Source organism: Nonomuraea africana (assembly GCF_014873535.1).
GTDB lineage: Bacteria > Actinomycetota > Actinomycetes > Streptosporangiales > Streptosporangiaceae > Nonomuraea > Nonomuraea africana.
The window spans coordinates 2,918,467-2,940,904 of record NZ_JADBEF010000001.1; the positions used below are offsets into that span (position 1 = coordinate 2,918,467).

The following is a 22,438-nucleotide window of genomic DNA, read 5'->3' on the forward strand; positions in this document are numbered from 1 at the left end:
TGTGAAGGATGCGGCAATGATTCCCTCCGGCCCGTCCCGGCGCCGCTTCCTGCCGTTCCTCACCGGTGCCATGAGCCAGCAGGTCGGCCTGCTCGCCGGCGCCCACACGATCGTGTTCGCAGGACTTTTGACGGACGGCTCGAGCTTCGCCGCGATCGGCCGCTCGCAGATGGCCACGCTCCTTTTGCCGGTGCTGCTCGCGCTACCCCTGGGCGTGCTCGCCGACCGCGTCTCACGCAGGGCGGCGCTGGCCTGGACCGGCACGCTGAGCGCCGCCGTGCTCGCCTCCCTCGCGCTCGCCACGTGGCTCGGCGCGGTCGCCATGCCGCACCTGGTGCCGTCGGCACTGCTCCTGGCGGTGCTGTACACCTCAGGGGAGCTCTCCAGGGACGCCCACGCGCCCACCGCCGTCGGACGTGATCGGCTGGTTCCGGTGAACGCAGCCGTCGCGCTCGTGGCGTATCTCGGCTTCTTCGCCATCGCGCCCCTGTTCGACCCCGGGACGCTGCCGATCGCCCTGGCTGTGGCGGCGCTGGGGTTCGCCGCCTCGGTCCTGCTCTTTCGGGCGGTCGAGGTGCCGGAGGAGCCCGTGCCGCCGAGGACGGGGTGGTGGCGGGAGTCGGCCGAGGGAGTGCGCTTCACCCTCACCCATCCGGTGCTCCGGGCCATCGCCACGTATCTGGTGGCGGTGACGGTGCTGCACCCGCTGCTCGACGACCTCGTGGTGCCGCCGGGCATCGCGGAGGGCACCGCCACTGCCGCGGACATCGCACTCCTGGAGTGGGTGATCTCGCTGGCGACCCCTGCCGGGGCACTGCTCGCCCTGCTGCTGTACCGCAGGGTCGGTGTGTTCAGGCTGTCCTGGCTGGCCATCCTGGTGACGCAGCCGTTCGCGCTCCTCCTCGTGCCGGCCGAGGCGGGCCCGCTCTGGTACGTCCTGGGCAAGGCGGTGCCCTGGCTGGGCGCGACGGTGACGGGGGTGACGTTGCTGAGCCATCGCCAGATGATCACACCCGGCCGGTTGCAGGGCCGTACGGGCGCGACCCTGGTACTGCTCCTGGGAATGGCGAGCGTGGCCGGCTCAGTGCTGGAGGCGCTGACGGCCTACCTGATGGAGCCGCTCGACGCCGGGACCAGGTGGCCGATCGTGGTGCTGGCCGCCACCGGGCTGACCGCCGCCGCCGTACCGCTGTTCAGGGTCCGGCAATTGGTCACGGTTTTGTGAATGTGCTGGCGGGTCACTGCGCGCCGAAGGCGTGGAGGAAGGTGCGGACGGCGGCCTGCGCCACGTCCCGCAGCTCGGCGTCGGCGATCTGCCTGGTCCCCATTTCGGAGCGCACCTCCATCGGGGGTATCGCCGAGGTAAGCCAAAAAGGATCATGAGATGATCTTGAATCCCTGGCGGGCGTCCGGGCTCACTCGGTGCCGCCAGCCGCGTCGTCCTCGGCGAGGATGCGGTAGACGATGGCGACCGAGGGGTGCTCGCCCTTGCTCTTCGGGTGTGACCGGGATACGCGTCAAAGGGGCAACAGGATGATCTTGGAGAACTGGCATTCCTCTGCGTGTGCCGTTACCGAGCAGCCGAGGAAGTGCCAAGTAACCCCCAGGTAGTTGGGCACTGCCGGTCGCTGCTGCATCCTCGGGTCCTGGGTGGGGTCGGCATACATACGCGGGCAACCACGATCGATCGCATTGGTGCGCAGTTCGTAGTGCCAGGGCTCGTTCCTGTAGATCTGGCACAGTCCGTACTCGGCGCCGTGCTCGGACAGCCACGCCGTGGCATTGGACCGCCCGATGTCGATCGCGTCCCCCGACACGTGAGGAGACGTGTCCGCTGTGGCCACCCATCGGGCAGCTTCCTCTTCCGAGCCGTACTTCGAGACCGCCTCACGAAGAAGCTGATTCTGGCGCTCCGGGGAACGCCAGCCGCTGTTGACGTAGAACTCGACTCCGTCATCCGCGGCATCCGTCGCCGCTTCGCGCAGGGCCTGGAGCAGATCGGGGTCGAGGTTGGCTACGCCGGCATACCCGTCATCAAACACTGTCACGCCGTCAGGGACGGCGCCGTCAGCCGCGCCAAGTGCACCCTTGCGGTCTGCACGCTTGTGGTCGCCGTGAGGAGTGTCGATGGGTGGTGATGCGGTCGGGGAGGACGAGGACTTCGGCACCTGGTAGCCGAGGGCTGCGGTGATCGCTGCTATGACGACTATCAGGCCGACGACAAGGAGCCCGCGAATCCGGCGGGTCGTTTTTCGGGCTGATGGTGGGGTTCGAGTCATACCGCCAGTCAAGGCAGCGCGGTGTTGCCAGCACGTAGGTGGTTTTCGATATGCCGACGATATGCGCCGGCTCGTAGCATTCGGAGCATGCGTGTGTTGATCGTCGAGGACGAACCCTATCTGGCAGAAGCCATCCGCGATGGCCTACGCCTGGAAGCGATCGCGGCCGACATCGCAGGTGACGGCGACACCGCTCTGGAACTGCTGAGCATCAACGCCTACGACATCGCCGTCCTCGACCGCGACATTCCCGGGCCCTCCGGTGACGAGATCGCCAAACGCATCGTCGCCTCCGCCAGCGGCATGCCCATCCTCATGCTCACCGCCGCCGACCGGCTCGACGACAAGGCCACCGGGTTCGAACTCGGCGCCGACGACTACCTCACGAAGCCCTTCGAACTCCAAGAACTCGCGCTCCGTCTCAGAGCACTCGACCGCAGACGCTCCCACAACAGACCACCCGTGCGAGAGATCGCAGGCCTGCGTCTGGATCCGTTCCGCAGAGAGGTCTACCGCGACGGCCGCTATGTCGCGCTGACCAGGAAGCAGTTCGCCGTGCTCGAAGTCCTCGTCGCTGCCGAAGGCGGTGTCGTCAGCGCCGAAGAACTCCTGGAGCGGGCGTGGGATGAGAACGCCAACCCGTTCACCAACGCCGTGCGCATCACGGTCTCGGCGCTGCGCAAGCGTCTCGGCGAACCCTGGATCATCGCCACCGTTCCCGGCGTCGGCTACCGCATCGACACGCAACCAGAGGCCGGACACGAAGGAGGCGAGCGTGGATAGAGAACCTGGGTTGAGCGTTCGCCTCAAACTCACCCTCAGCTACGCCGGATTCCTCATGCTTGCCGGCGTCCTGCTGTTCGCGGCGGTGTGGGTGTTCCTCCTGCGTTACGTCCCCGAGCGTGCGCTCATCACTGGCACCACCACTAATGGTGTTTTTCCCATCCGGTTCAACCTCCTGCGCGTTTTCGCTCCGAGGGCAGCCGCAGTGTTGGCATTCCTGCTGGTGTTCGGTCTCGTGGGAGGGTGGATCCTCGCCGGCCGGATGCTCGCCCCGCTGACCCGCATCACCGACGCCACCCGCCTGGCCTCGAACGGATCGCTCTCCCACCGGATCCGGCTACCGGGCCGCAAAGATGAGTTCCGCGAACTCGCCGACGCCTTCGACACGATGCTCGCACGGATCGAAGCACACCTCGCCGAACAGCAGAGATTCGCAGCCAACGCCTCTCACGAGTTGCGCACCCCGCTGGCGGTCTCGAAGGCACTTCTCGACGTGGCCCGCACCGATCCGACACACGACGCCGGCGAAGTCATCGACCGCCTCCACGCCGTCAACACCCGAGCGATCGACCTCACTGAAGCATTGCTCCTGCTCAGCCGCGCCGACCAGCGGTCCTTCACCCGAGAACCTGTCGACCTGTCTCTCCTAGCGGAAGAAGCCACCGAAACACTCCTCCCCCTCGCCGAGAAGCGCGGTGTCACCATCGATACCTCCGGCGACATCACCCCCACGATCGGATCGCAAGCGCTCCTGCTGCAGCTGACCATGAACCTCGTGCAGAACGCGATCGTCCACAACCTGCCTGAACAGGGCATCGTGTGGGTGAATACCAGTGTCAGCCCCAAGACTGTGGTGCTCACTGTCGAGAACACTGGCGAGAAGCTCACCCCGCAGCTGGTCTCGACACTCACCGAGCCATTCCAGCGCGCCGAGCGCATACACGCCGACCACGCAGGCGTCGGCCTCGGGCTGGCAATCGTCAAAACCATCACCCAGGCACACGACGGAACGCTCACCCTCACCCCGCGCTCTGCCGGCGGGATCCGCATCACTGTGGAACTACCCGCGATGTCCCCGCACGCCGACAGGTGAAGAATCAGGGAATTGATGCGCGGCCACTACAGTAAATCTGCGACAAGAGCACTGGGGGCAGAGGTCTGAAATCCCCACAGAAGCCATCGTCATTATTTCGAGAATATCGAATTCATTCGGACGTTTCCGGCGCCCTTCTCCGGACACATGCACGACCCATTCGGCTTCGACTCCGACGCCGTCTCGGAGTATTTTCGACTCTTCTTCGTTTGTCTTGCCCTGTCATCAAACAGTCGACCGACCGTCAGCACCTCGTTCTTAACGAGGCCGGGATCAAGGACCCGGTGACGTTCGAGGAGGCCGGCACTTCCAGCCGCCTCCACCCGCTCCAGCGCCCGAAGTTCGGCGAGCTGCTCACGTACGCGCGGCCGGGCGACACCGTGCACATCTCCGAGATGTTCCGCCTTGTGCGAGGCACGCAGCACATCCTTGACGTGCCGGACGTCCTGCACCAGGGCCGCCTTGCCCTGCGCATCCACGACGGCGCGTTCTCCGCGATGGACCTCACCGCACGCCACCCGCGCACCGGAGAGCTGCTGTCCACCGTGAAGTTCATGGTGCAGACCCTCGCGGCCGCCGGGGAACTCCAGCGTGACCTGCAGCGGGAGCTGACCTACGACGGGCTGCGGGCCGCCGAGCCGCTCGACGCCACCTCGGCGATCCCGGCACAGCGCAAAGCCCGCCGCGAATACGCGAACCGCATCAACGCCCTTGCGGCCACCACCGGACCATGATCAATCTCGGCGCCAACCACGGTTCGATTGATCCCCGAGGCCGAGGTAGCGGTGTACCGAGGCCGGCCGCCGCAGCGGCCGTCCGCCTGTGCGTCTCGGCCACCGCCCAGGGCCGCTGACCGGCGTACCGCGGGCGGCTCAGCGTCCCGGTACCGGGGCCGATCGAGGTCGGTCTGACGACGCTGTGGCCGTAGCGCGCCACCAGCGGCGCGATGCCAGCGCGGCCAGCCCGGCGCCGGCGGTGTTGAGCAGTACGTCGTCCACGGAGGACACCCGGTCCAGCTGCAGGACGTACTGCGCGGTCTCGACGAGGACCGAGCAGCCCGCCGCGAGCGCCAGGATCCGCGGTACCGACGCCAGCGCCGCGAACCGCAGCGGGGCGAGGAACCCCAGTGCCGCGAACACCAGCAGGTTGCCGACGATCTGGAACGTCGCCCCGTCGGCGAGGATCGTGTGCAGGTCCCGCAGCGGTACCAGGCTCACCCGACCGGGGACGACGCCGGCCCCTTCGCCCGGCAGCATGATGATCCATACCCACGGCACCGTCCCGTAGACGATGCCGACCTCGGCCAGCGACATCCGCCACGCCGACGTGACGCCGATGGCACGCCGACGGCGTGCCAGAGCCCACACCGCCAGCGCGGCCAACGGCAGTGCGGCCACCGTGATGAGTGCCACGCCATTGAACGTACCGACCCAGATGTGCCACCCCGGCCTGCGCATCGGCATGGACAGGATCTTCAGCACCGCGTCGACCGGGCCGAACGCAGCGATCGCTGCACCGAGGATCGCCAGACTGCCGATCACGATCCTGCGCGTACGACGGGCTGGGGCTGAGAGTGATGCGCTGTGGTCCATGCCTCCAGTGAAGAGGGAAGACTGTATCGCGGGCGTATGCGTTTTTCGATACGCCCGCGATACACGGAATCCCCGGCATCAAGGAAGCGGCGCAAGCTAGCAGTGAGACGGTCCCGCCGCTGGTGATCGCGACAGCCCAGCTACCGCAGGTGCTGGACGACTCGTCCGTGAACATCGCACTGCCGAGCATCCAGGACGAGCTCGCCGTCACGCCCGCACATCCGTTCGCAGGTTCTCGCACCGGCGCTCACTGCCGGTACTTGTTGATCATCTGCTTCAGATCTTCGGCGAAGATCGCGCCGTAGCGGTCGGCGGAGAGCTCGTGGACGCGCTTGGCCAGGATCTCCGCGTCCTGGGTGTCCAGGGCGAGGATTCCGAGCGGGGTGCCGTCGGGCCGGGCGACGACGAGCTGCGCGAGGCGCAACCAGCTATGTGCTGATCAGCCCGGGAGCCGTGTCTACCGGCTTCTGCGGCGAGTACGACGCGGCGACCGCCGCCCACGTCGAGGCGCTCAAGAAGCACGGACGCGAGCGGCTTCACCGGCGTGCCCGGCGTGTGGGTCGCCGGCAACGTGCTCGACGTGACCGCCGGCGTCATGCAGTCCGCGGCGTCGGGGGTCGCGGCGGGCCGCCGCGCTCAACGCCGACTGACGGTGGACGACGCCGATCGCGCCGTCCGGGCTCGGTGAGCACCATGGCGCACTGACGTCCGGGCTTTCCATCCCGCGTGCAGAACACCGTCTCCTCGCCTCGTCGATGTCGGCGGTGGCCGTCCGTGGAGCCGGGTCAGGGGTGGCGGTTCGGGCCGCGGTGACCGCCAGCGTGGTGTAGCGCATCGTGAAGCCGCCTCCCACCGCGTCGATGGCGGCGCCGATGCCCGCGAGCACCTCCTGCAGCCTGTCCGGCGGGAGCCGGGTGTGGAGGCCGAAGGTGGGCAGCTGGTCCAGCCACTCGTCGCGGGTGTAGGGCTGCTCCCAGTCGAACCGCCACTGCTCCGGTGCGCCGAAGGCGCCCGCCTGCCGTACGCCGTCGGCCGCCGTGGCGCACAGCACCGCGTACCCGTCCGGCCCGGGCATCGCGCGCTGATGGATCGGCGAGTCGGGCATGACCCTGCGGTAGACCGCGGCGAAGGCTTCACCCACGTCGGGCGGGGTCTGGAACGCGTTCCAGAACACGGCCAGGCGTCCGCCGGGACGCAGCACCTGCGCCGCCTTGGCCGCGCCCGCGACCGGGTCCACCCAGTGCCAGGCCTGTCCGGCGACGACCGCGTCGAAGGTCCGCCCGTCGGGGTCCCAGGCCTCGAACGTCGCCACCTCGACCGCGACCCCGCTGCGCCGCGCGAAGTCGGCCATCCGCGCGTCCGGCTCGACCCCGAGCACCCTGCAGCCGGCCGTCTGGAACTGCCGGGCCTCGATGCCGGTCCCGCAGCCGACGGCGACGACGTCGGGCCCTGGGCTGCCGGCGACGATCCGCTCCACCAGGGCGTCGGGATAGCGGGGCCGGCTCCGGTCGTAGCGGTCGACGTCCGAACCGAACGACTCCGCCACCTGTCGGGCTCGATGGGGCTCGTGTTCGGGAAGAGGCGAAGAGGGGACACGTCTATGGCGGTGAAGGCCACGCTGGTTTCCCAGTATCGCTGCACGGAGTGACGCTCGCTCGAAGCGATGATGCTCATCGCAGGTCGTCCTGTTCCTTGTAGCCGACGTTGAACGCGATGCTGGTTCGGAGTTCCCTGGCGTGTTCCGGAAGGCCCCAAACCATGCTCTTGAATGAACCCTAACTCAATTGAGAAACCTGCAATCCGTTTGCAATCCTCGACTTTTGGCAGTGCATATGCGAAAAGGGATGCCATGAACACCGCCTTCCACATGGTTCTTTACGCGCTTTTGCTGAACGGGTCTTGCATAGAGCTTGACAGTGGATTACCTTCTTCTCATCTGGTCTAGATCATCCAGGCCGGGGTCAAGGGTTACGAAGGTCGGGGGTGAAGCGAAAGAATCCCGGCGGGGGCCTTAGACTTCATATACGCAGCGAAATAGGGAAGCTATGAAGGGCAAGGGGAAGAAGCATGCGCGGGTACGTTTTCGTGGAATTGGAATTGCATTCGGCGGGTCAATCGGTTCTTCATGTTTGGTCGCGGCCCTTTTGGTTTCAGGGTGTAGCGGCGAAAGCCCCGATGATCATCTAAGCAAGATCGGTTTACTCGAGGAGCTTCAAAGGAATCCAGGCGTCCCGTTCGCGCTACCGCGAACACTGCCTCCCGGATATAGGATTATTTCAGCTGAGGCCGTCGTAAAGGATTTGCGAAAAGGTGGTCGCGTCACTATCCGCCAAATTCACTTTCAATCTGATGCCACAGCGGGCGGGAACTCCCTGGTTGATGTGTGCATAGAGGAGCCGGAAAAACCGGACCAGTGCGGCCAGCCCAATAGCGACGCCAGCTTTACGAGGGAGCTGAAGGACGCCCATGTAGTTGTCAATCTGTACGCCGCGGGACCGCAAGATGCAACTTCCTGGCGTGCCGCAGACTTTACGACAGAGGTGTCTGAAGTGACGTGGCTGAAGTAGCAACGGACGTTCATCACGCCTCTTCGACCTGTGTCGTCATTCCATCAAAGAGCTTGCCATAATTCCGTGGTAAGAACCTCAACGAAGGGATTGTTGCATGCGCAAGACTCGACCATTATTAGCGGCTCTCTTACTCGGTGTAGCCACAGTCGGGGCGGGCGTTGGGGCGACTGCTGCAGCTGCGCCAGCGCTGGCTGGCACACAGGACAAGGGGCCGCTCCTCGGGGAGCTTAACTTCGACAGTAACCAGATCAGGACGATGGTTCGGGCCTCGCGAGAGAAAGACCGCAAGGCGCGCACTCATGGCCTCTCTCAAGCCGAAGTAGACAGCCGCCAGTCGAAGCGCAGCAAGTTCATTCGTGAAACCGCAGCTGCAACGGGGAAAACCTACATGCCTTCAGAGGTTGACCTGCTCGAACTGGGTCCGGACCTCCGGATGTACACTCCTCACGATGTCGAGATCAAGAAGATCAACATCAAGGCCTACAAGGATGGTTACGAGGCATACGTTGAGGACTCCCCGTACGTACCTGCCAACGAGCAGGAGCTCCTTGCGGAAGGGGACGCTTCTGTAGCAGCGGAGCCCTACCCTCTTAGGACCGCCTCCGGGAATTTTCGACTGGAGGTCGTCGACAAGACCCTCATGAACGCCACCTGGGAGCGATGGGTGGTTAAGAACGATGGCAACGGCAACTACAACTACTACGCAACCAAGCGGCGCGGCTACGTAGAGCCGATAGACCCTTGGACGTCCCAGATTCAATCGATGTATATGTCCAGCTATCCAGGCTCGGGCTATTCGGATGTCTTCCTCTGGAACGACGAGAACGTTCCCGGCGGAAGCTATGAAAACTGCGGTGCGGGATACAACCTCGGAGTATCGGCCGGACCCATCGCGGTGTTCAGCGTTGCCATTCCTGGCACCTGCACCTACGTTAACGTTACACATCCCGACCCAGGCCGATACGCCATGTCGTATGAACCGGACGGCGACGCCCAATTCGACACTGGAGCTGCCGAATACGGGCAGTCCGTCGTCGTTCCCCAGGGCGCAGAGGTTCGATGGGGGTACACCCAGCAACTGGTGTCGTACACGCCGGGCGCTGGAAACACGATCTGTAAGTCCTCAGGGCAACCAGCTGACGGCGGGGGTTCGTCCACCTACTGCCCTTGGAACTAGTGGGAGCGGACGCGATTCAATGGTGGGACATTCACCTGAGAATTTGCGTAACCCAAGACCGGGGCCCAAGCGTTCTCGCATGGCGGGACGATCACCCTGGGCGCTGGTTAGCTGAGGGCACCCCGGTGCATAGATAACAAACGCGGCCCCTCATGATCGTTGGTGTCTAGCCAGTCGATCACACACAGGGCACACGCGGCGCTCGGCACTCCCCAGCGCGCCCACTGCGCCACATTGAAGACACGATGGACGAGCAGCGCGCCCTTGGGATGCGGTTCGACGCTCCACTCGCCCCGATACCACCAGCCGCCCTGGAAGGAGATGGTGTGACCGGCCACCTCCACGGTGGAGGTGTGGCCTGGGAAGTCTTCGACGGTGAAGCGGCCGGTGCGCCTGCCGCCGGGCAGCAACTCGTCGGCAAGAGCGTTCCAGACGTGGGCGACCGGCGCCTCGATGCCCCCGGCCGCCTCGATGATCAGCTTCTTGTTCGTCATGACGCCACCCTGGTGTTCTGGAAGGAGGCGAAGCGCCATCCCTGGGGTGTGCGGACGGCGGTGAAGGAGACGATCGAATCGCGTTGCCGACCGGCCACGGCGGTGCCGCCTCCGGAGATCACCAGAACCGCGCCGTCGGCCAGCGGCTTGACCTTGACGCCGCCGTCCGTCGTGGACATGGTGGAGCCCTTGAGCGGTCCCTCGAAGAGCCAGCGGTGCGACGACTCGATGGCCTCTCGCCCCTGGCTGTGCGCGCCGTCGAAGGAGATGTAGTCGGCGTCTTCGGTGAAGAGCGCGGCGTAGGCGGTGGCGTCACCTGCGTTCCACGCCTCGGCGAGGCGGGTGAGCAGGCCGGTGATTTGCGGGTTCTCGGACATGGCGCAACTCCTTGTGGTCGCGGCGCCTATCCTGAAGGTGCGACTCCAGGCAGGGCAGGCGCCTTGTTCGGATGTCCGGCTGTCAGGGTGTTGGCGCACCCTGACAGCCGCTTACTTCATGACTCGTCGAGCACTCGTTCCAGCAGGTCTCGATTGACGGTGCCCGACCAGTCGAGTTCCCCCGACTCCAGGCGGGCGATGAGCTGCTTGACCCAGGCCAGTTCGCTCTCGCTCAGCGCCCGCTCGTAGTCGAGCTCGATCATCAGGACGTCGGGCAGGCCGCCGTCCTTCAGGGCCTTCAGGTGACCGTTCAGCCCGGTCAGGTTCCCTTCGATCGCCGCCGCCCTGGCAAGCAGGGCTTGCAACGCCTCGGGCACCGGGAGGACCCCGATGAGCGAAACGGCCGCGGTGAAGGTGCGGCGCTCTGAGCCAGGGTTCTCCAGGAGCATCCGGAGCCTGGTCGCCAGCTCGCGGCGGCCCTCGTCGGTGATCTCATAGACCGTACGTTCCGGTCGGCGACCTTGCCTGCTGGTCTCGACGGGCACGATGAGTTCCTCGCCCGCGAGCCTTTCGATCGCGTGGTAGAGGCTTCTGGGCAGCCCCGTCACGTAGTCCTTGTGTGTGTCGACGATGAAGCGGTGCAGCTCGTACGGGTGGCCGGCACGTACCGAAAGCATGGCCAGCACGGTCAAGCCGACCAGGTCAGGACGCCGTGCCATGGTTCCCCTTTCTATATTGCAATATGCACTATAGCTTAATCAGGAGCGCTATAGTGCAAACTGCAATATAGAAGGAGGCAGCAACATGAAGATCTTGGTCATCGGCTCGACAGGCCGGACCGGCAAGCACGTGCTGGCGCAAGCCATCAAGCGCGGACACGAGATCACCGCCTTCGCCCGCCGGCCGGAGTTGCTCACCGAGCGCACCGGTCTGGCTGGCGTGCACCAAGGCGACGCGCACGACCTGGAGACCGTATGCAAGGCCGTGCATGGACAGGACGCCGTCATCGCCGCGGTCGGCGGCAGTCGGATAGCGAGCAATCTCATCGCCGCGATGCGCGAAACCGGCGTGCGGCGGGTGGTGATGACGAGCAGCCGCTCGGTACCCGCCACCCGCCCTCGCATTGCGGTCACTCTGGCGTGGCTGTTCTTCCGCGAAGCCTACGTGGACCTCGCGCGAGCCGAGGGCATGCTGCAGGTCAGCGGACTCGACTGGAGCATCGCGCGCGCCACCATGCTCAATGACAAGCAGCCCGCCGGGCGCGTGCACATCGACTTCGAGGCCAACGCCACGGGCGGCGCGATGCAGCTCTCACGCGCCGACTACGCGATGGCGCTCCTCGATACGGTCGAAGATCCCACTTTGATCGGCAAGGCCCTGGGCATCAGCGGCCCCACATAGCATCGCCCGCTGACACCATCCAGCGCTCGCCGGATTCATCCAGGACGGCGTCACCCGCCTCGACGACGCGGACGGCACGAGCGTGCCAGAGGCACGCCTGGTCAGACGCGCGCGGGTGCAATCGGAGACCGGTGGGCTGGGCTGGGAACGAAGCCTGGACCTTCGATCGCCCCAGCTCGTACGGCGACCGGCCACAGCGCGATCGTCGACCTGGCATTGGCCATCCCGGGTGAGCAGCGCGCGTCAGCCCGTCATCCAAGGCCGGAGCTTCTCGGGGTTCCGTACTGCCCAGATGTGCTTGATCCGGTCGCCTACGACGTCGAACGCGATCACCACCACGGTGACGCCATCTTGCTGAGCCACCAGACCGGGCTGACCGTTGACCGTACGCTCCAGGATCGTCAGGTTGGGTGCCTTGCCGGCGATATCGACAAAGATGCGGGCGATCTGCTCGCCGCCTTCGATCGGGCGGAGCACGGCCGTGGCGAGGCCGCCGCCGTCGGCGACCCCCGTCGCGTCGGGGGCGAGGAGGCTGATGAGGGCATCGATGTCCTTGGCTTCCCATGCCTGCTTGAAGTCCCTGACGATGTCGGCGCGCTGGGTTGCCGGAGCCGCGGGAGCCTGCGACGCGCGAATGCGACGGCGGGCCGACGAGGCCAGCTGGCGACATGCCGCCGGCGTACGGCCGACGATCTCGGCCACTTCGGCGAAGGAGTAGCGGAAGACATCGTGAAGGATGAACGCGACGCGCTCGGCCGGGGTCATCGATTCGAGAACGACGAGGAAGGCCATGTTGATCGACTCGTCGAGAGTGACGCGGTCGGCCGGGTCGACCGTGGTGCCGCCCAAGCGCCCGTTGATCCACTCCGTACGATCAGGCAGCGGCTCCGGGATCCATTCGCCCACGTAGCTCTCGCGCCGGACCCGTGCCGAGCCGAGCAGGTCGAGGCAGATGCGACTGGCGACCTTCGTCAGCCAGGCGCCGGGTGATTCGATGGCCGCCTGCTGCTGTCGGGACATGGCGTACCAGCGTGCGTACGTCTCTTGTACGACATCCTCAGCGTCGGCCAGTGAGCCGAGGAGTCGGTACGCGAGATTGATCAGCTGACGCCGCTCGCTCATGATCGCGCTCAGGCCCGGATCGAGCCGGCCGTCTCCTGGCTCGGATTGGGTGGTCATGGTGTCCCCGATTTTCCTTTGTCGAAGCCGCCCTCACCAGATCGACGAGACAACACCTCGGAATGTGAGGTTGACGTGTCGCCTTACATTCCGAGCGGTTGCGTCGTCGTACTGCTGCACACCGGCAAGGAAGGAAACCACCCGGGCATGATCCAGCTTGAGGGCGACACCGCGGCCGGCCGTACATACGTCTCGGAGTTCGGGCGCATGCGCGACGGCAGCTCGCACCTGAACTACTCCGTGTACCACGACCGCTACCAGCGCACCCCGGACGGCTGGAAGTTCACGGAGCGCGTCTACGAGGTCAAATACGTCGATACCACTCCGCTGGCGGGCTCGGCGCCCCACGCAGCGCCTGGTGTCTATGCGCGCATCATGACCGGCCCGGAACTGAACGATTGACTCCAGGAGCGACCAAGCATGACAACCACGACCACGCTCCGCGAGCTGACCGGCGACTACGTCCTCGACACCGCCCACACACGGATCGGCTTCGTCGCCCGGCACACGATGGCCACCAAGGTGCGCGGGCGGTTCGACGAGTTCAAGGGCAGCGCGCACCTGGACGGCGACGACCCGTCGATGTCGAGCGCCGTGCTCACGATCCAGGCGAAGAGCATTCAGACCCGCGACCGGCGGCGTGACGCGTACCTGCGCGGCAACTTCCTGGACGCGGACAACCACCCGGCCATCACCTTCACCTCGACCAAGGTGCGGCAGGTCGGCGAGACCACCTTCAAGGTCACCGGTGACCTGACCATCCGCGGCGTGACCAAGCCGGTCACCGTTCACTTCGAGCTGACCGGCGCCGAGAACGGCCCGCAGGGTTACTTGCGGGTCGGCTTCGAGGGCAGCGTCACGATCAACCGCAAGGACTGGGGCGTGAACTGGAACGCCGCGACCGGGGTCCTGGTCAGCGAGAAGGTGGCGCTGGAGTTCGCCGTCGCCGCGATACGGCAGTCCTGACAAGGCCGGCTTCTCCTGCAGCTCGGCATTCTCCTGCTCCACATGCCGCGACCGCGCGCGTTCGGGACCGGGAAGGGGCGGCTCCCTGCCGTTCACCCGCACGCTGGTCCAGCCGAGCTGCGGGTGATACGACTTGCCCCAGATCCAGCAGGCGCCGAGGACGCGCGGCCGGCCCTGCCAGTCGTCGAAGCAGATCGACGCCGTGTGCATGCAGAGCAGGCCGCCGCCGCGGTCGAGATGGTCGAGCAAGGTGGTGCGCGCCCCCGGCCGTGTCGTCTTGGCCTGGTAGTCGGCCCACCTGGGGTCGCTTCCACCGCGCGGGCGAACGCGGCGTCACGCTCGGCGCCCTCCAGGACCACGGCCTCCGCCTCGAAGGTGAAGACGCCGCTCTCCACGGTGACGCGGGGGTTGGCCTTGAGTTGTGGAACCAGGCGGGGGTGTTCGGCGCTCCCCCGGCTGAGGGAGACCGCGGCCCTGGTCGGCCTGGTCGCTGACGGCGGGGTGCTGGTGCCACACCGGCGCCTGAGGACGCCGGGCGCGAGGTGCGAACGGTGCGGGTGTTCGCCCGCAGCGACGCCGCAGCTCGCCGAGCTCGTCACCCGCGTCGAGGCCGGCGAGCTGCAGATCGACGTCGCCGACCGCCGCCCCCTGGCTGACCTCGCCGCCGTCCACGACGAGGCCGTCACCGGACGACTCGCCGGCAAGACCGTCCTGGTGCCCGCCTGAGCCGGTCGTCGCACAGCCCCAAGATCAACCTCAGCGGCACTTTCTGTACCGCAAGGCCCTCGGGGAGTGTTGGAAGTAGAACTGGCGGTGGAGGGTGATCCCTCCGCTGACTGCGTGGGATGGCCTTCTATGCATCGCGGGAGGGGACGGCTCGCTGGACGATGAGGGCGGCGGCAAGGCACATGGCTCCAGCGACTGCCATTCCGGATGAGGGACCGAGAGCTGCCATCACCCCGGTGGCAGCGGCCAGGGTGACAGTTTCAAGGCTCATCCGCGTCGTGCTGAACAGCGCGGCGCCCGCCCCTCCGCGCTGGGAGGGCACGTAGTGGAGCGCTTGCCCGTCCGGGACGCCTTCGGTCAGCCCGAGACACAGCCCGATAACCCCGGCCGCGACGAGAAGGGCGGCAGGATGGTTGGTCACCTGGAGGATGACGGCGGTGACGGTGCAGGCGAACAGGGCGGTTGTGACCAGCTGCCGCGCCAGTCGGCGCGCGAGCCGAGCGGCGAGAAGCGGAAGGACCGTTGATGGCACGGTCAGCAGGCTGAGCATGATCGCCGCCTCGCCTGGGCCCATGCTCTGGGCAGCGCCGAGCTGCGGGAGCACGGTCAATCCCACCACGAGCATCCCCATGAAAGCACCCGTCGCCACGGCGTACGCGCGATAGGCGGGGATCCGCAACAAGTCCACGGGGATCGCGGGATCAGATGCGCGCCGTTCCACGCGGATGAGGCCGGTGGCGCTGGCTGCCGCGACGAGGATCAGTCCACCTGGCCCCCACCACGGGATGCCGGCCCCGAAACCCAGCCCGAGGGCGGTCACCACGGCGGCGATGGTTACCCCGAAGAGGACAGCGCCGGCAAGGTCGAAGTGATCGGACACCTCGGGGCTGCGAAGGCCCGGAAGCCCGAGCGTGGCCAAGGCCGCGATGGCGGCGACAGCCCCCGGCGCGACGAAGACGAGGGGCCAACCTCCGATGGCCATGAGGGCCTGGGCAACGATCGGTCCCAGCGCCAGGCTGCTGCCCAGCACGGCGCCCGCGTAGCCGTACACCCGACGCCGCTCTTCCGGCGGGTACACGGCCAAGACCATCGACGATCCACCGGCGGCGCACATGGCCGCCCCGACGCCGGCGACCACGCGAAGGGCTACCAGAGACAACAGGTCCGGAGCGAGGGCGGACAAGACCCCGGTGCCTGCGACGACGATGTTGCCGACGGCGAAAAAGCGGGTGCGGGCGGTCCGATCCGCTGTCGCCCCCGCCAGCAGTAGGGCTGCAGCGAACAGCCCGTTGTAGGCGAGGACGATCCACGGACCCAGGGCATCCGAACCGGGCAGCTGCGCGGTCACATCGGGGACAGTTGCTGTCGCGCCGGTGATTGCGAGTGGGAACACCGCGGTAGAGATGAGGTCAGCGACAAGGACACGCCGACGTTGACGAACAGACAAGGCGAACATGGGTGCGCTCCGGAACAAGGGAAATCCGAGCGCCACGAAGGCGCTCCTGGCCAAGGGTCAGGAGCGACGGCGAGAACTGGGGTTTTGCGCCGCCGCTCTCAGCGACGGCGCACCTTGTCTGTTTTCGGCACGCGCACACCCTAACAGCCGCCTCGGGCGAGGCTTCGAGGTGGTGTTCCGGCTGTGGAGTGAGCAGCTGGACCTGGTCGCCGAGAGCGGCGCCGACCTGGGACGCGGGCGCGATGTGGCGGGCGCTGGAGACCGAGATCGGGCAGCGCGGAGGAGGCCATGGCCGCCTCCGCGCTGCTGGGAGAGCTGATCGATACCGCGTTCGCCGAGTACGGGCGGATCGCCAAGACCCTGCACCTTAGGAGCTTGCCCGTCGACAGCGGACGACAAAAAGCAAAGGCAAGGAGGTCACCCACTCCCTGCCACTCTCAACGTATAGCGCACCGGGGGGCTTGCGGCAAGACCCAGGTCGTGCTGCAGAATCGGCGGCCGAGGCCAGAACCTGCGGAAATCAGGGATTCGCGAAGGTGTTCTTTGTCGACGTGTGGGTCTCGCGGAACGTCGAACCGGTGGAACCCGCGGTGCGGTTGCGGGAACTCGGCGCGGAGGTGCGGGTGTGCGCGCCGCCGGACTGCGGAGCAGCTGGCCGAAACGCAACCTTGTTGAATGGGGGGTTTTCATGATTGCCGTGATCGTTGCCGGCGGCGGACCGACCGGCTTGATGCTGGCCAGCGAGTTGCGGCTGCACGGCGTGCACGCGCTCGTGCTGGAGAAGGAGGCGGAGCCGACCAGGTATGTCCGCGCGCTCGGTCTGCACGTGCGCAGCGTCGAGGTGATGGACCAGCGCGGTCTGCTGGAGCGGTTCCTCGCGCTCGGCCGGCAGTTCGCGGTCGGCGGTTTCTTCGCCGGCATCGACAAGCCGTGGCCCGACCGGCTGGACACCGCGCATCCGTACGTCCTCGGCATCCCGCAGACCACCACCGAGCGTCTGCTGACCGAGCACGCCACCGAGGTCGGCGTCGAGGTCCGGCGCGGCTGCGAACTGGTCGGGCTGAGCCAGGACGAGGACGGGGTGACCGTCGAGCTGGCCGACGGCACGCAGCTGCGCTCGCGCTACCTCGTCGGCTGCGACGGCGGCCGCAGCACGGTGCGCAAGCTGCTCGGCGTCGGCTTCCCCGGTGAGCCCGCCAAGGTCGAGACGCTGCTGGGCGAGCTGGAGGTGACCGAGGATCCGGCGACGGTTGCCGCCATCGTCGCGGAAGTCCGCAAGACCCAACTGCGGTTCGGCGCCATGCCCCTCGGGGACGGGGTACACCGCCTCGTCGTGCCCGCCGAAGGAGTGGCCGAGGACCGCACGGTTCCGCCGACCCTCGAGGAGTTCAAGCAGCAGCTGCGGGCCTTCGCGGGCACCGACTTCGGCGCGCACTCACCGCGCTGGCTCTCCCGCTTCGGTGACGCCACCCGGCAGGCCGAGCGCTACCGGACCGGCCGGGTGCTGCTGGCCGGCGACGCGGCGCACATCCACCCGCCGACCGGCGGGCAGGGGCTCAACCTCGGCATCCAGGACGCGTTCAACCTCGGCTGGAAACTGGCCGCCGAGGTCAACGGCTGGGCACCGGAAGGGCTGCTGGACAGCTACCACACCGAACGGCACCCGGTGGCCGCCGACGTGCTGGACAACACCCGCGCGCAGATGGAGCTGCTGTCCCTCGAGCCGGGCCCCCGGTCAGTGCGCCGGCTGGTCTCGGAACTGATGGACTTCGAGGAGGTGAACCGGTACCTGATCGAGAAGATCACTGCGATCGGGGTCCGCTACGACTTCGGCGAGGGGCATGAACTGCTCGGCCGGCGGATGCGGGACGTGGAGTTGAAGCGGGGGCGCCTCTACGCGCTGATGCACGGCGGCCGCGGACTACTGCTCGACCAGACCGGCCGGCTCTCGGTGGCGGGCTGGGCAGATCGGGTCGACCACGTCGTCGACGGCAGCGAGGAACTGGACGTGCCCGCGGCGCTGCTGCGGCCGGACGGCCACGTGGCGTGGGTCGGTGAAGACCAGCAGGGGCTGCTCAGCCAGCTGCCCAGGTGGTTCGGCGCTGCCGTCAGCTGAACGCGCAGGTGTGGCTCGAAAGGGCGGGACCTATCTGCGGCCGAGGTCGGCGCGGTCGGTGCCGTACCCCGCCAGCTCGAAGCCCCCGCGAAGTACGCCGACCCCAGCAAGATCAACCTCATCGGGATTTCCCCATCCGAAGTCAAGGACGTTCCGAGGTAGCAGGTGCTTCCCGGGATGTTCCAGTACCGGATCGTGACATCTGGTCCTGGTGCTCTCGAAACCGGCGTGTGATCTTGTGGCACTCCGCCCGGCGGAGCTCACCGGGCCCGACCTGGCCGCGTACGAGGATCGCCGGGACTCGTTCCTGGCCAGGGGCGTGCCGCTGGAGCTGGCCGAGCGGGTGGCCCGGCATGGTGCCCGCCTACTCCACGCTCGACCTGGTGGAGGTCGCCTCCCTGGCGGGCCGGCCGGTCAACGAGGGGGGCGAGGTCTATTTCGGCGGCGGTCTCGCGGGCCAGGCAGACGCTGTCGGAGATCTGGGAGAGCGACAACTTCGACCTGGCCACGCTCTCGGTCGCGCTGCGTGCCATCCGCACGCTGGTGGCCGCCAGCAACCTCCCGCACACGGAGGCCTAGGCTCCGCTGCTGTGGCGGTATGTCAGCCGCCGCAGCAGCACCTCCGCCGGGCCCCGGTACCCGGCCCGGCGCATCCACTCCGCCAGGAGGATCGAGACCGCCCAGATCGCGACGGCGATCCCGGAGGCCTCGGCGAAGCCCAGCTCGCCGCCCAGATCCAGGGTGAACGGGTAGAACAGCACGAGGAACACCACCGACTGGAACAGGTAGAACGTCAGCGACCGCTGGCCGAGCGCGGCGAGGGCGGTGGTGAAGGGACCGCCTTCCACCCGCGTCGCGACGAGGCCGATGAGGGCGGCCAGGGCGATGCCGCCGGCGTAGCCGGTGAGGGTGTGCGCGAGGACGGCGGCCGAGGGCGCGGGAGGCGTCCACACCCCGGCCATCAGCAGGGCCCCCGCGAGCCTGCCGATGAGCGCGACGCCGAGGCCGATCACGGTGACGCGGCGCAGCAGGGTCTGGTGGCGCTCGGGCTCGTCCAGGATCCGGCGGCGGGCCGCCCAGATGCCCAGCAGCATGCCCGGTACGACGTCGATCGTGCCCAGGACCGTCTTGAACGGCCACAGCTGGAGGCCGGACAGGAGATGGGAGCCGAGATCGGCCGGCATGGACCCGGCCGGCGTGATGGGGACGGCGCCGGCGTACGCCAGAATGATCGGTCCGGACACCACGAGCGCGGCCGGGGCGAGGGCCAGGGCGGCCGTCCAGCACAGCACCGAGTCGCGGGCCCGCACCAGCGGGGCGAGCACCAGCAGCGTGAACCCGTACACCGCGACGATGTCCAGCGGCACGAGCAGCACACCGTGCACGAAGCCGATGACGATCAGCCAGCGCCCCCTGCGCCGCAGCAGCTTCCTGAGCGAGATCCAGTCGCCTCCCTTCGCCTGATGCCGGCACGCGAGCTGCCCCAGCGCATAGCCGAACAGGAACACGAACATGGGCCGGGCCTGGTTGTGAGCGAGCAGGTGATCGAGGAACGCGGCCACGCCGTCGAGAACGCCGGGACCCGCCCCGGAGACGAACACCGGCGCGTGCGCCAGCGCGATCGCCAGCAGCATGAACCCGCGGGCCAGGTCCGGCGCCAGAGACCGGCCGGTCGAAGTCATCACGGTCATGGCGTCACCCGATCCGCTGCAGCACGACCCCGAGCCGGGCCCGCCACCGCTCGTCGCCGTGCGCGGGGTCGGCGCCGAGCACCTCGACCCGGCCCGCCGAGCGGGCGCGGAAGCCCTCCAGGATCTCGATCGTGGTGGTCTTGCCGACCCCGTTCGGGCCTAAGAGGGCCAGCACCTCGCCGTGCCGGGCCTGGAACGTGACGTCGTGCAGGACGTCGGCCGAGCCGTAGCGCATGCGCAGCCCGTCGACGTCGAGCACGACCTGCTCACTCTTGGTCATCAAATGAACTCTCTTCATGATCGGACGCCCCCGCGCCAGGACGCGTGCCGGCGGAGTCTCGCCGCGAGGGCATGACGGATCGCACCCCGGGCCGGCGACGGCCGGGGTGTGGGAAAGGAAGGAAATGGGTGGGGAGTGCCGTCCGGGGAAAGGCGGGCGGGCTTACCAGCTCTCGTGCGCGAGCGTCTCCTGGACGCGCGCCATCAGCTCGCCCCGGTCCACACCGGCCAGGGCGAGCGCGCGAGGCACGGTGCCGACCGCGATGTCCAGGACGCCGAGCAGCATTCGCACGCCGGACTAGCGCCTGGCGAGCTTGCTGGTACCGCGCGCGGGCGTGGTGGAGGCGGAACGCAGTCGGAGAGCTCCTTATGACTTGGCGGCGTCGACGCCGAGATCGGCCGCTTGGAGATGCCCAGCCGGTCGCCGATGTCGGTCCCCGACGGCCCGGGTCGCGGGCGGCCTGAACGTAGTGGTCGAGGACCGCACGTACCCCCAAGCAGAACAACAGTCGCATGGATCCGAATGGTGCGCCGCCGTCGCGGCTTGGGCGGACGGCAGTGCAAGGAGCGGCTACTTCGTGGGGAGGCCGACCGCGTTGGCCGCGTCGGCCTCGAAGTATTCCGTCGTGGCGAAGGCGCCGGCGTGATCCTCGAAGAAGCTCCTGACGCCGTCGATCGAGTCATGAATGACGACGTTCACCGCCTTGGTCCCGTCGGTGCTCGCCACCGCCAGCGTCCACTTGGCACCCTTGGGAAGCTGGCCGTACGCCTTCTTCAGGGAATCCCAGAAACCGTCGGTGTCGGAAATCGTGGAAACAGCCATGACGTGCATCTTGGCATCCTCCTCATTGACTCTCGGATTTACTCGGCAATTGGTGTGAAGATACTGTGCGGCACCATTCTTGAAGTCGTAGATCGCGACGGTCTGAGGGTCTTCGAGCGGATCGTCCGAAGGCATCAAGAAGTGGGTCTCGCTGATCGGGAGCAGTTCGTAGTCGAGCTGTTCTGGTTTATTGAGGAGTTGCGCCTCCATGGGGTTCAGGGTGAATTTGAGGTGGAGCTTCCCGCGTTCGGCCGCCACTTCGTATCGGGTGCCGGGGCGCTCGTAGGAGCCTTCGTACCTGGACAGATCGAGGGCCAGGGTCGGGTCGGGCTCCGGCAGGTCGGGGATCGTGACCGCGCCGAGGTCGGCCAGGATTTCGTTGAACACCTTCCGGTAGAAGCTGTCGCGCGGCCCGGCGTTCGCCAGCATCGAGACGGCGATGTTCGATTCCGGCAGGATCCGCAGGCGGGCGCTCTGGCTGACTGCGCTGCCGTCGTGGGCGTAGACGGTTTGGCCGTGCCAATCGCACACGATGAGGCCGAGTGCCCATTCCGGCCCGAACATGTACGGGTCAGGTACGGGGACCCGCGACTCCGTCATCTCGCGGATGATGCCGGGTGAGACGATTCTGGTCCCGTTCGGCGCCTTTCCTTCGTTAAGGAAGACGTACGCCATCGTGAGCAATTCCCGGGCTGTCGTGTTGACGTTGCCTCCGGGGCCGAAGGAGCGCGGCAGGTGACCCAGCGGTGAGAGGATGGGTCCCTCTTCGAGGGATCGGATCAGGTATCCGGTCGCGGCCCGGTTCTGGTCCGCGTGCTCACGCCGGCTGCTCGTCGAGGTCAGTCCCAAGGGGTCGAACAGGCGATCCTTCATGATGTCGTCCCACCGCTTGCCGTCGATCACCTCCATGATGCGGGCGAGGATCGCGTAGCCCAGGGCCGCGCTGTAGCCGTGAGTGTGGCCCAAGGGGTGGACCTGGCATGCGCCGGCGATGTTCTCCACCATGCGCTCGTACACGTCGTCGTCCTCGCCAGGATCTCCGTAGTTCTCCTCGATGCCGTTGGTGTGGTTGAGGAGATGGCGGGGTGTGACCTTGGCGCTGACGTCGGGGTCGGCGACCCGGAAATCAGGAAGGTAGGTCCGCACCGGCTCGTCCAGGGCGACTTTCCCCTCGTCGACGAGCTGCATGAAGGCGAGGGCGGTCCATGTCTTGGATACGGAGCCGCACTGGTAGATGGTGTCGGTCGTCGCAGGCTCCCGCGTGGCAATGTTCTTGACGCCGACCGCGAAGTCGGTGATCTCCCCGTCGCTGAGGACGCCGATCGCGGCACTCGGAATTCGGTACTCCGCGAGCAGCTCGGAGACGCGAGCTCGTATCCGGGTCACATCCAACGCTCTTGCCATAAGGGGGTTCCTCGTCCTGTCCGATTCTTTCC

The 22,438-nt window shown here is 67.1% G+C and carries 24 protein-coding genes and 1 pseudogene; 11 read left to right on the forward strand and 14 right to left on the reverse strand.

Annotated features, from left to right (window positions below):
• Positions 1–16: 16 nt before the first annotated feature.
• A complete protein-coding gene (locus H4W81_RS13745) occupies positions 17–1,225 on the forward strand; it encodes an MFS transporter (RefSeq protein ID WP_192775162.1) in 1,209 nt (402 codons plus the stop codon).
• 292 nt (positions 1,226–1,517) lie between these two features.
• Here H4W81_RS13745 and H4W81_RS13750 read toward each other — a convergent pair whose 3' ends face one another.
• Positions 1,518–2,279: a M15 family metallopeptidase gene (locus tag H4W81_RS13750; protein WP_192775163.1), complete on the reverse strand. Its 762-nt coding sequence runs from the start codon at positions 2,277–2,279 to the stop codon at positions 1,518–1,520.
• 87 nt (positions 2,280–2,366) lie between these two features.
• Between H4W81_RS13750 and H4W81_RS13755 the strand changes: the two genes are divergently transcribed.
• The 3 genes from H4W81_RS13755 to H4W81_RS13765 all read left to right on the forward strand — a co-directional run bounded on the left by H4W81_RS13755 (position 2,367) and on the right by H4W81_RS13765 (position 4,889).
• Entirely contained in the window at positions 2,367–3,062 is a 696-nt protein-coding gene (locus H4W81_RS13755) for a response regulator transcription factor (protein ID WP_192775164.1), read from the forward strand.
• Positions 3,055–4,155 (forward strand): sensor histidine kinase, encoded by a 1,101-nt coding sequence (locus tag H4W81_RS13760; protein ID WP_192775165.1) that lies wholly within the window; start codon positions 3,055–3,057, stop codon positions 4,153–4,155. Before H4W81_RS13755 ends, H4W81_RS13760 begins: the two co-directional genes overlap by 8 nt.
• Positions 4,156–4,364: 209 nt before the next feature.
• Positions 4,365–4,889, forward strand: coding sequence for a recombinase family protein (locus tag H4W81_RS13765; RefSeq protein WP_225958613.1), 525 nt, complete (start codon positions 4,365–4,367; stop codon positions 4,887–4,889).
• A gap of 138 nt (positions 4,890–5,027) precedes the next feature.
• Here the strand turns inward: H4W81_RS13765 and H4W81_RS47145 are convergent, their stop codons facing one another.
• From H4W81_RS47145 to H4W81_RS13780, 3 genes are all read right to left on the reverse strand, one after another.
• Complete coding sequence (locus tag H4W81_RS47145; RefSeq protein WP_318781725.1) at positions 5,028–5,696, reverse strand: VanZ family protein; 669 nt, start codon at positions 5,694–5,696, stop codon at positions 5,028–5,030.
• Between the two features lie 298 nt (positions 5,697–5,994).
• Positions 5,995–6,171: a hypothetical protein gene (locus H4W81_RS13775; RefSeq protein WP_192775167.1), complete on the reverse strand. Its 177-nt coding sequence runs from the start codon at positions 6,169–6,171 to the stop codon at positions 5,995–5,997.
• Positions 6,172–6,258: 87 nt separating this feature from the next.
• A complete protein-coding gene (locus H4W81_RS13780; RefSeq protein ID WP_318781726.1) occupies positions 6,259–7,293 on the reverse strand; it encodes a class I SAM-dependent methyltransferase in 1,035 nt (344 codons plus the stop codon).
• 1,118 nt (positions 7,294–8,411) lie between these two features.
• On the opposite strand from H4W81_RS13780, the gene H4W81_RS13785 reads away from it, so the two are divergent.
• Positions 8,412–9,494, forward strand: a complete 1,083-nt coding sequence (locus H4W81_RS13785; RefSeq protein ID WP_192775168.1) for a hypothetical protein — start codon at positions 8,412–8,414, stop codon at positions 9,492–9,494.
• A 107-nt stretch (positions 9,495–9,601) separates the two neighbouring features.
• Here the strand turns inward: H4W81_RS13785 and H4W81_RS13790 are convergent, their stop codons facing one another.
• The 3 genes from H4W81_RS13790 to H4W81_RS13800 form a co-directional block, all read right to left on the reverse strand.
• Positions 9,602–9,988: a hypothetical protein gene (locus H4W81_RS13790; RefSeq protein WP_192775169.1), complete on the reverse strand. Its 387-nt coding sequence runs from the start codon at positions 9,986–9,988 to the stop codon at positions 9,602–9,604.
• Entirely contained in the window at positions 9,985–10,365 is a 381-nt protein-coding gene (locus H4W81_RS13795; protein WP_192775170.1) for an SgcJ/EcaC family oxidoreductase, read from the reverse strand. The genes H4W81_RS13790 and H4W81_RS13795 overlap by 4 nt, the downstream gene beginning before the upstream one ends.
• A 116-nt stretch (positions 10,366–10,481) precedes the next feature.
• Entirely contained in the window at positions 10,482–11,084 is a 603-nt protein-coding gene (locus H4W81_RS13800; RefSeq protein WP_192775171.1) for a PadR family transcriptional regulator, read from the reverse strand.
• Positions 11,085–11,169: 85 nt separating this feature from the next.
• Between H4W81_RS13800 and H4W81_RS13805 the strand changes: the two genes are divergently transcribed.
• Complete coding sequence (locus tag H4W81_RS13805) at positions 11,170–11,766, forward strand: NAD(P)-dependent oxidoreductase (protein ID WP_192775172.1); 597 nt, start codon at positions 11,170–11,172, stop codon at positions 11,764–11,766.
• Between the two features lie 243 nt (positions 11,767–12,009).
• On the opposite strand, the gene sigJ is transcribed toward H4W81_RS13805, so the two are convergent.
• Positions 12,010–12,945, reverse strand: a complete 936-nt coding sequence (sigJ, locus tag H4W81_RS13810; RefSeq protein ID WP_192775173.1) for an RNA polymerase sigma factor SigJ — start codon at positions 12,943–12,945, stop codon at positions 12,010–12,012.
• A 75-nt stretch (positions 12,946–13,020) separates the two neighbouring features.
• Here sigJ and H4W81_RS13815 point away from each other — a divergent pair, with 75 nt between their 5' ends.
• Together H4W81_RS13815 and H4W81_RS13820 are read left to right on the forward strand one after the other, a co-directional pair.
• Positions 13,021–13,347 carry a nuclear transport factor 2 family protein gene (locus H4W81_RS13815; RefSeq protein ID WP_318781727.1) on the forward strand — a complete coding sequence of 109 codons (327 nt, stop codon included), beginning with the start codon at positions 13,021–13,023 and terminating at the stop codon, positions 13,345–13,347.
• An 18-nt stretch (positions 13,348–13,365) separates the two neighbouring features.
• Complete coding sequence (locus H4W81_RS13820) at positions 13,366–13,911, forward strand: YceI family protein (RefSeq protein WP_192775174.1); 546 nt, start codon at positions 13,366–13,368, stop codon at positions 13,909–13,911.
• A gap of 92 nt (positions 13,912–14,003) precedes the next feature.
• Here H4W81_RS13820 and H4W81_RS47150 read toward each other — a convergent pair whose 3' ends face one another.
• Positions 14,004–14,342, reverse strand: coding sequence for a PNPOx family protein (locus tag H4W81_RS47150; protein ID WP_225959656.1), 339 nt, complete (start codon positions 14,340–14,342; stop codon positions 14,004–14,006).
• Here H4W81_RS47150 and H4W81_RS13830 point away from each other — a divergent pair.
• Complete coding sequence (locus H4W81_RS13830; RefSeq protein ID WP_225960920.1) at positions 14,326–14,637, forward strand: MDR/zinc-dependent alcohol dehydrogenase-like family protein; 312 nt, start codon at positions 14,326–14,328, stop codon at positions 14,635–14,637. The two genes, H4W81_RS47150 and H4W81_RS13830, sit on opposite strands and share 17 nt — an antisense overlap.
• 127 nt (positions 14,638–14,764) lie before the next feature.
• On the opposite strand, the gene H4W81_RS13835 is transcribed toward H4W81_RS13830, so the two are convergent.
• Positions 14,765–16,093 carry an MFS transporter gene (locus tag H4W81_RS13835; protein WP_192780790.1) on the reverse strand — a complete coding sequence of 443 codons (1,329 nt, stop codon included), beginning with the start codon at positions 16,091–16,093 and terminating at the stop codon, positions 14,765–14,767.
• A gap of 688 nt (positions 16,094–16,781) precedes the next feature.
• Between H4W81_RS13835 and rox the strand changes: the two genes are divergently transcribed.
• Together rox and H4W81_RS50040 are read left to right on the forward strand one after the other, a co-directional pair.
• Complete coding sequence (gene rox, locus H4W81_RS13840) at positions 16,782–18,209, forward strand: rifampin monooxygenase (protein WP_192775176.1); 1,428 nt, start codon at positions 16,782–16,784, stop codon at positions 18,207–18,209.
• 235 nt (positions 18,210–18,444) lie between these two features.
• Positions 18,445–18,788 (forward strand): annotated as a pseudogene (locus H4W81_RS50040) (hypothetical protein); the annotation flags it as partial.
• Here the strand turns inward: H4W81_RS50040 and H4W81_RS13845 are convergent.
• The 4 genes from H4W81_RS13845 to H4W81_RS13860 all read right to left on the reverse strand — a co-directional run bounded on the left by H4W81_RS13845 (position 18,785) and on the right by H4W81_RS13860 (position 22,388).
• Positions 18,785–19,900 carry a DUF418 domain-containing protein gene (locus H4W81_RS13845; protein ID WP_225958614.1) on the reverse strand — a complete coding sequence of 372 codons (1,116 nt, stop codon included), beginning with the start codon at positions 19,898–19,900 and terminating at the stop codon, positions 18,785–18,787. The pseudogene H4W81_RS50040 and the gene H4W81_RS13845 sit on opposite strands and share 4 nt — an antisense overlap.
• Before the next feature lie 4 nt (positions 19,901–19,904).
• Complete coding sequence (locus tag H4W81_RS13850) at positions 19,905–20,180, reverse strand: ATP-binding cassette domain-containing protein (protein ID WP_425574712.1); 276 nt, start codon at positions 20,178–20,180, stop codon at positions 19,905–19,907.
• A gap of 162 nt (positions 20,181–20,342) precedes the next feature.
• Positions 20,343–20,471: a hypothetical protein gene (locus H4W81_RS48590; RefSeq protein ID WP_264083161.1), complete on the reverse strand. Its 129-nt coding sequence runs from the start codon at positions 20,469–20,471 to the stop codon at positions 20,343–20,345.
• Positions 20,472–20,750: 279 nt separating this feature from the next.
• Positions 20,751–22,388 (reverse strand): serine hydrolase, encoded by a 1,638-nt coding sequence (locus tag H4W81_RS13860; RefSeq protein WP_318782501.1) that lies wholly within the window; start codon positions 22,386–22,388, stop codon positions 20,751–20,753.
• Positions 22,389–22,438 lie beyond the last annotated feature (50 nt).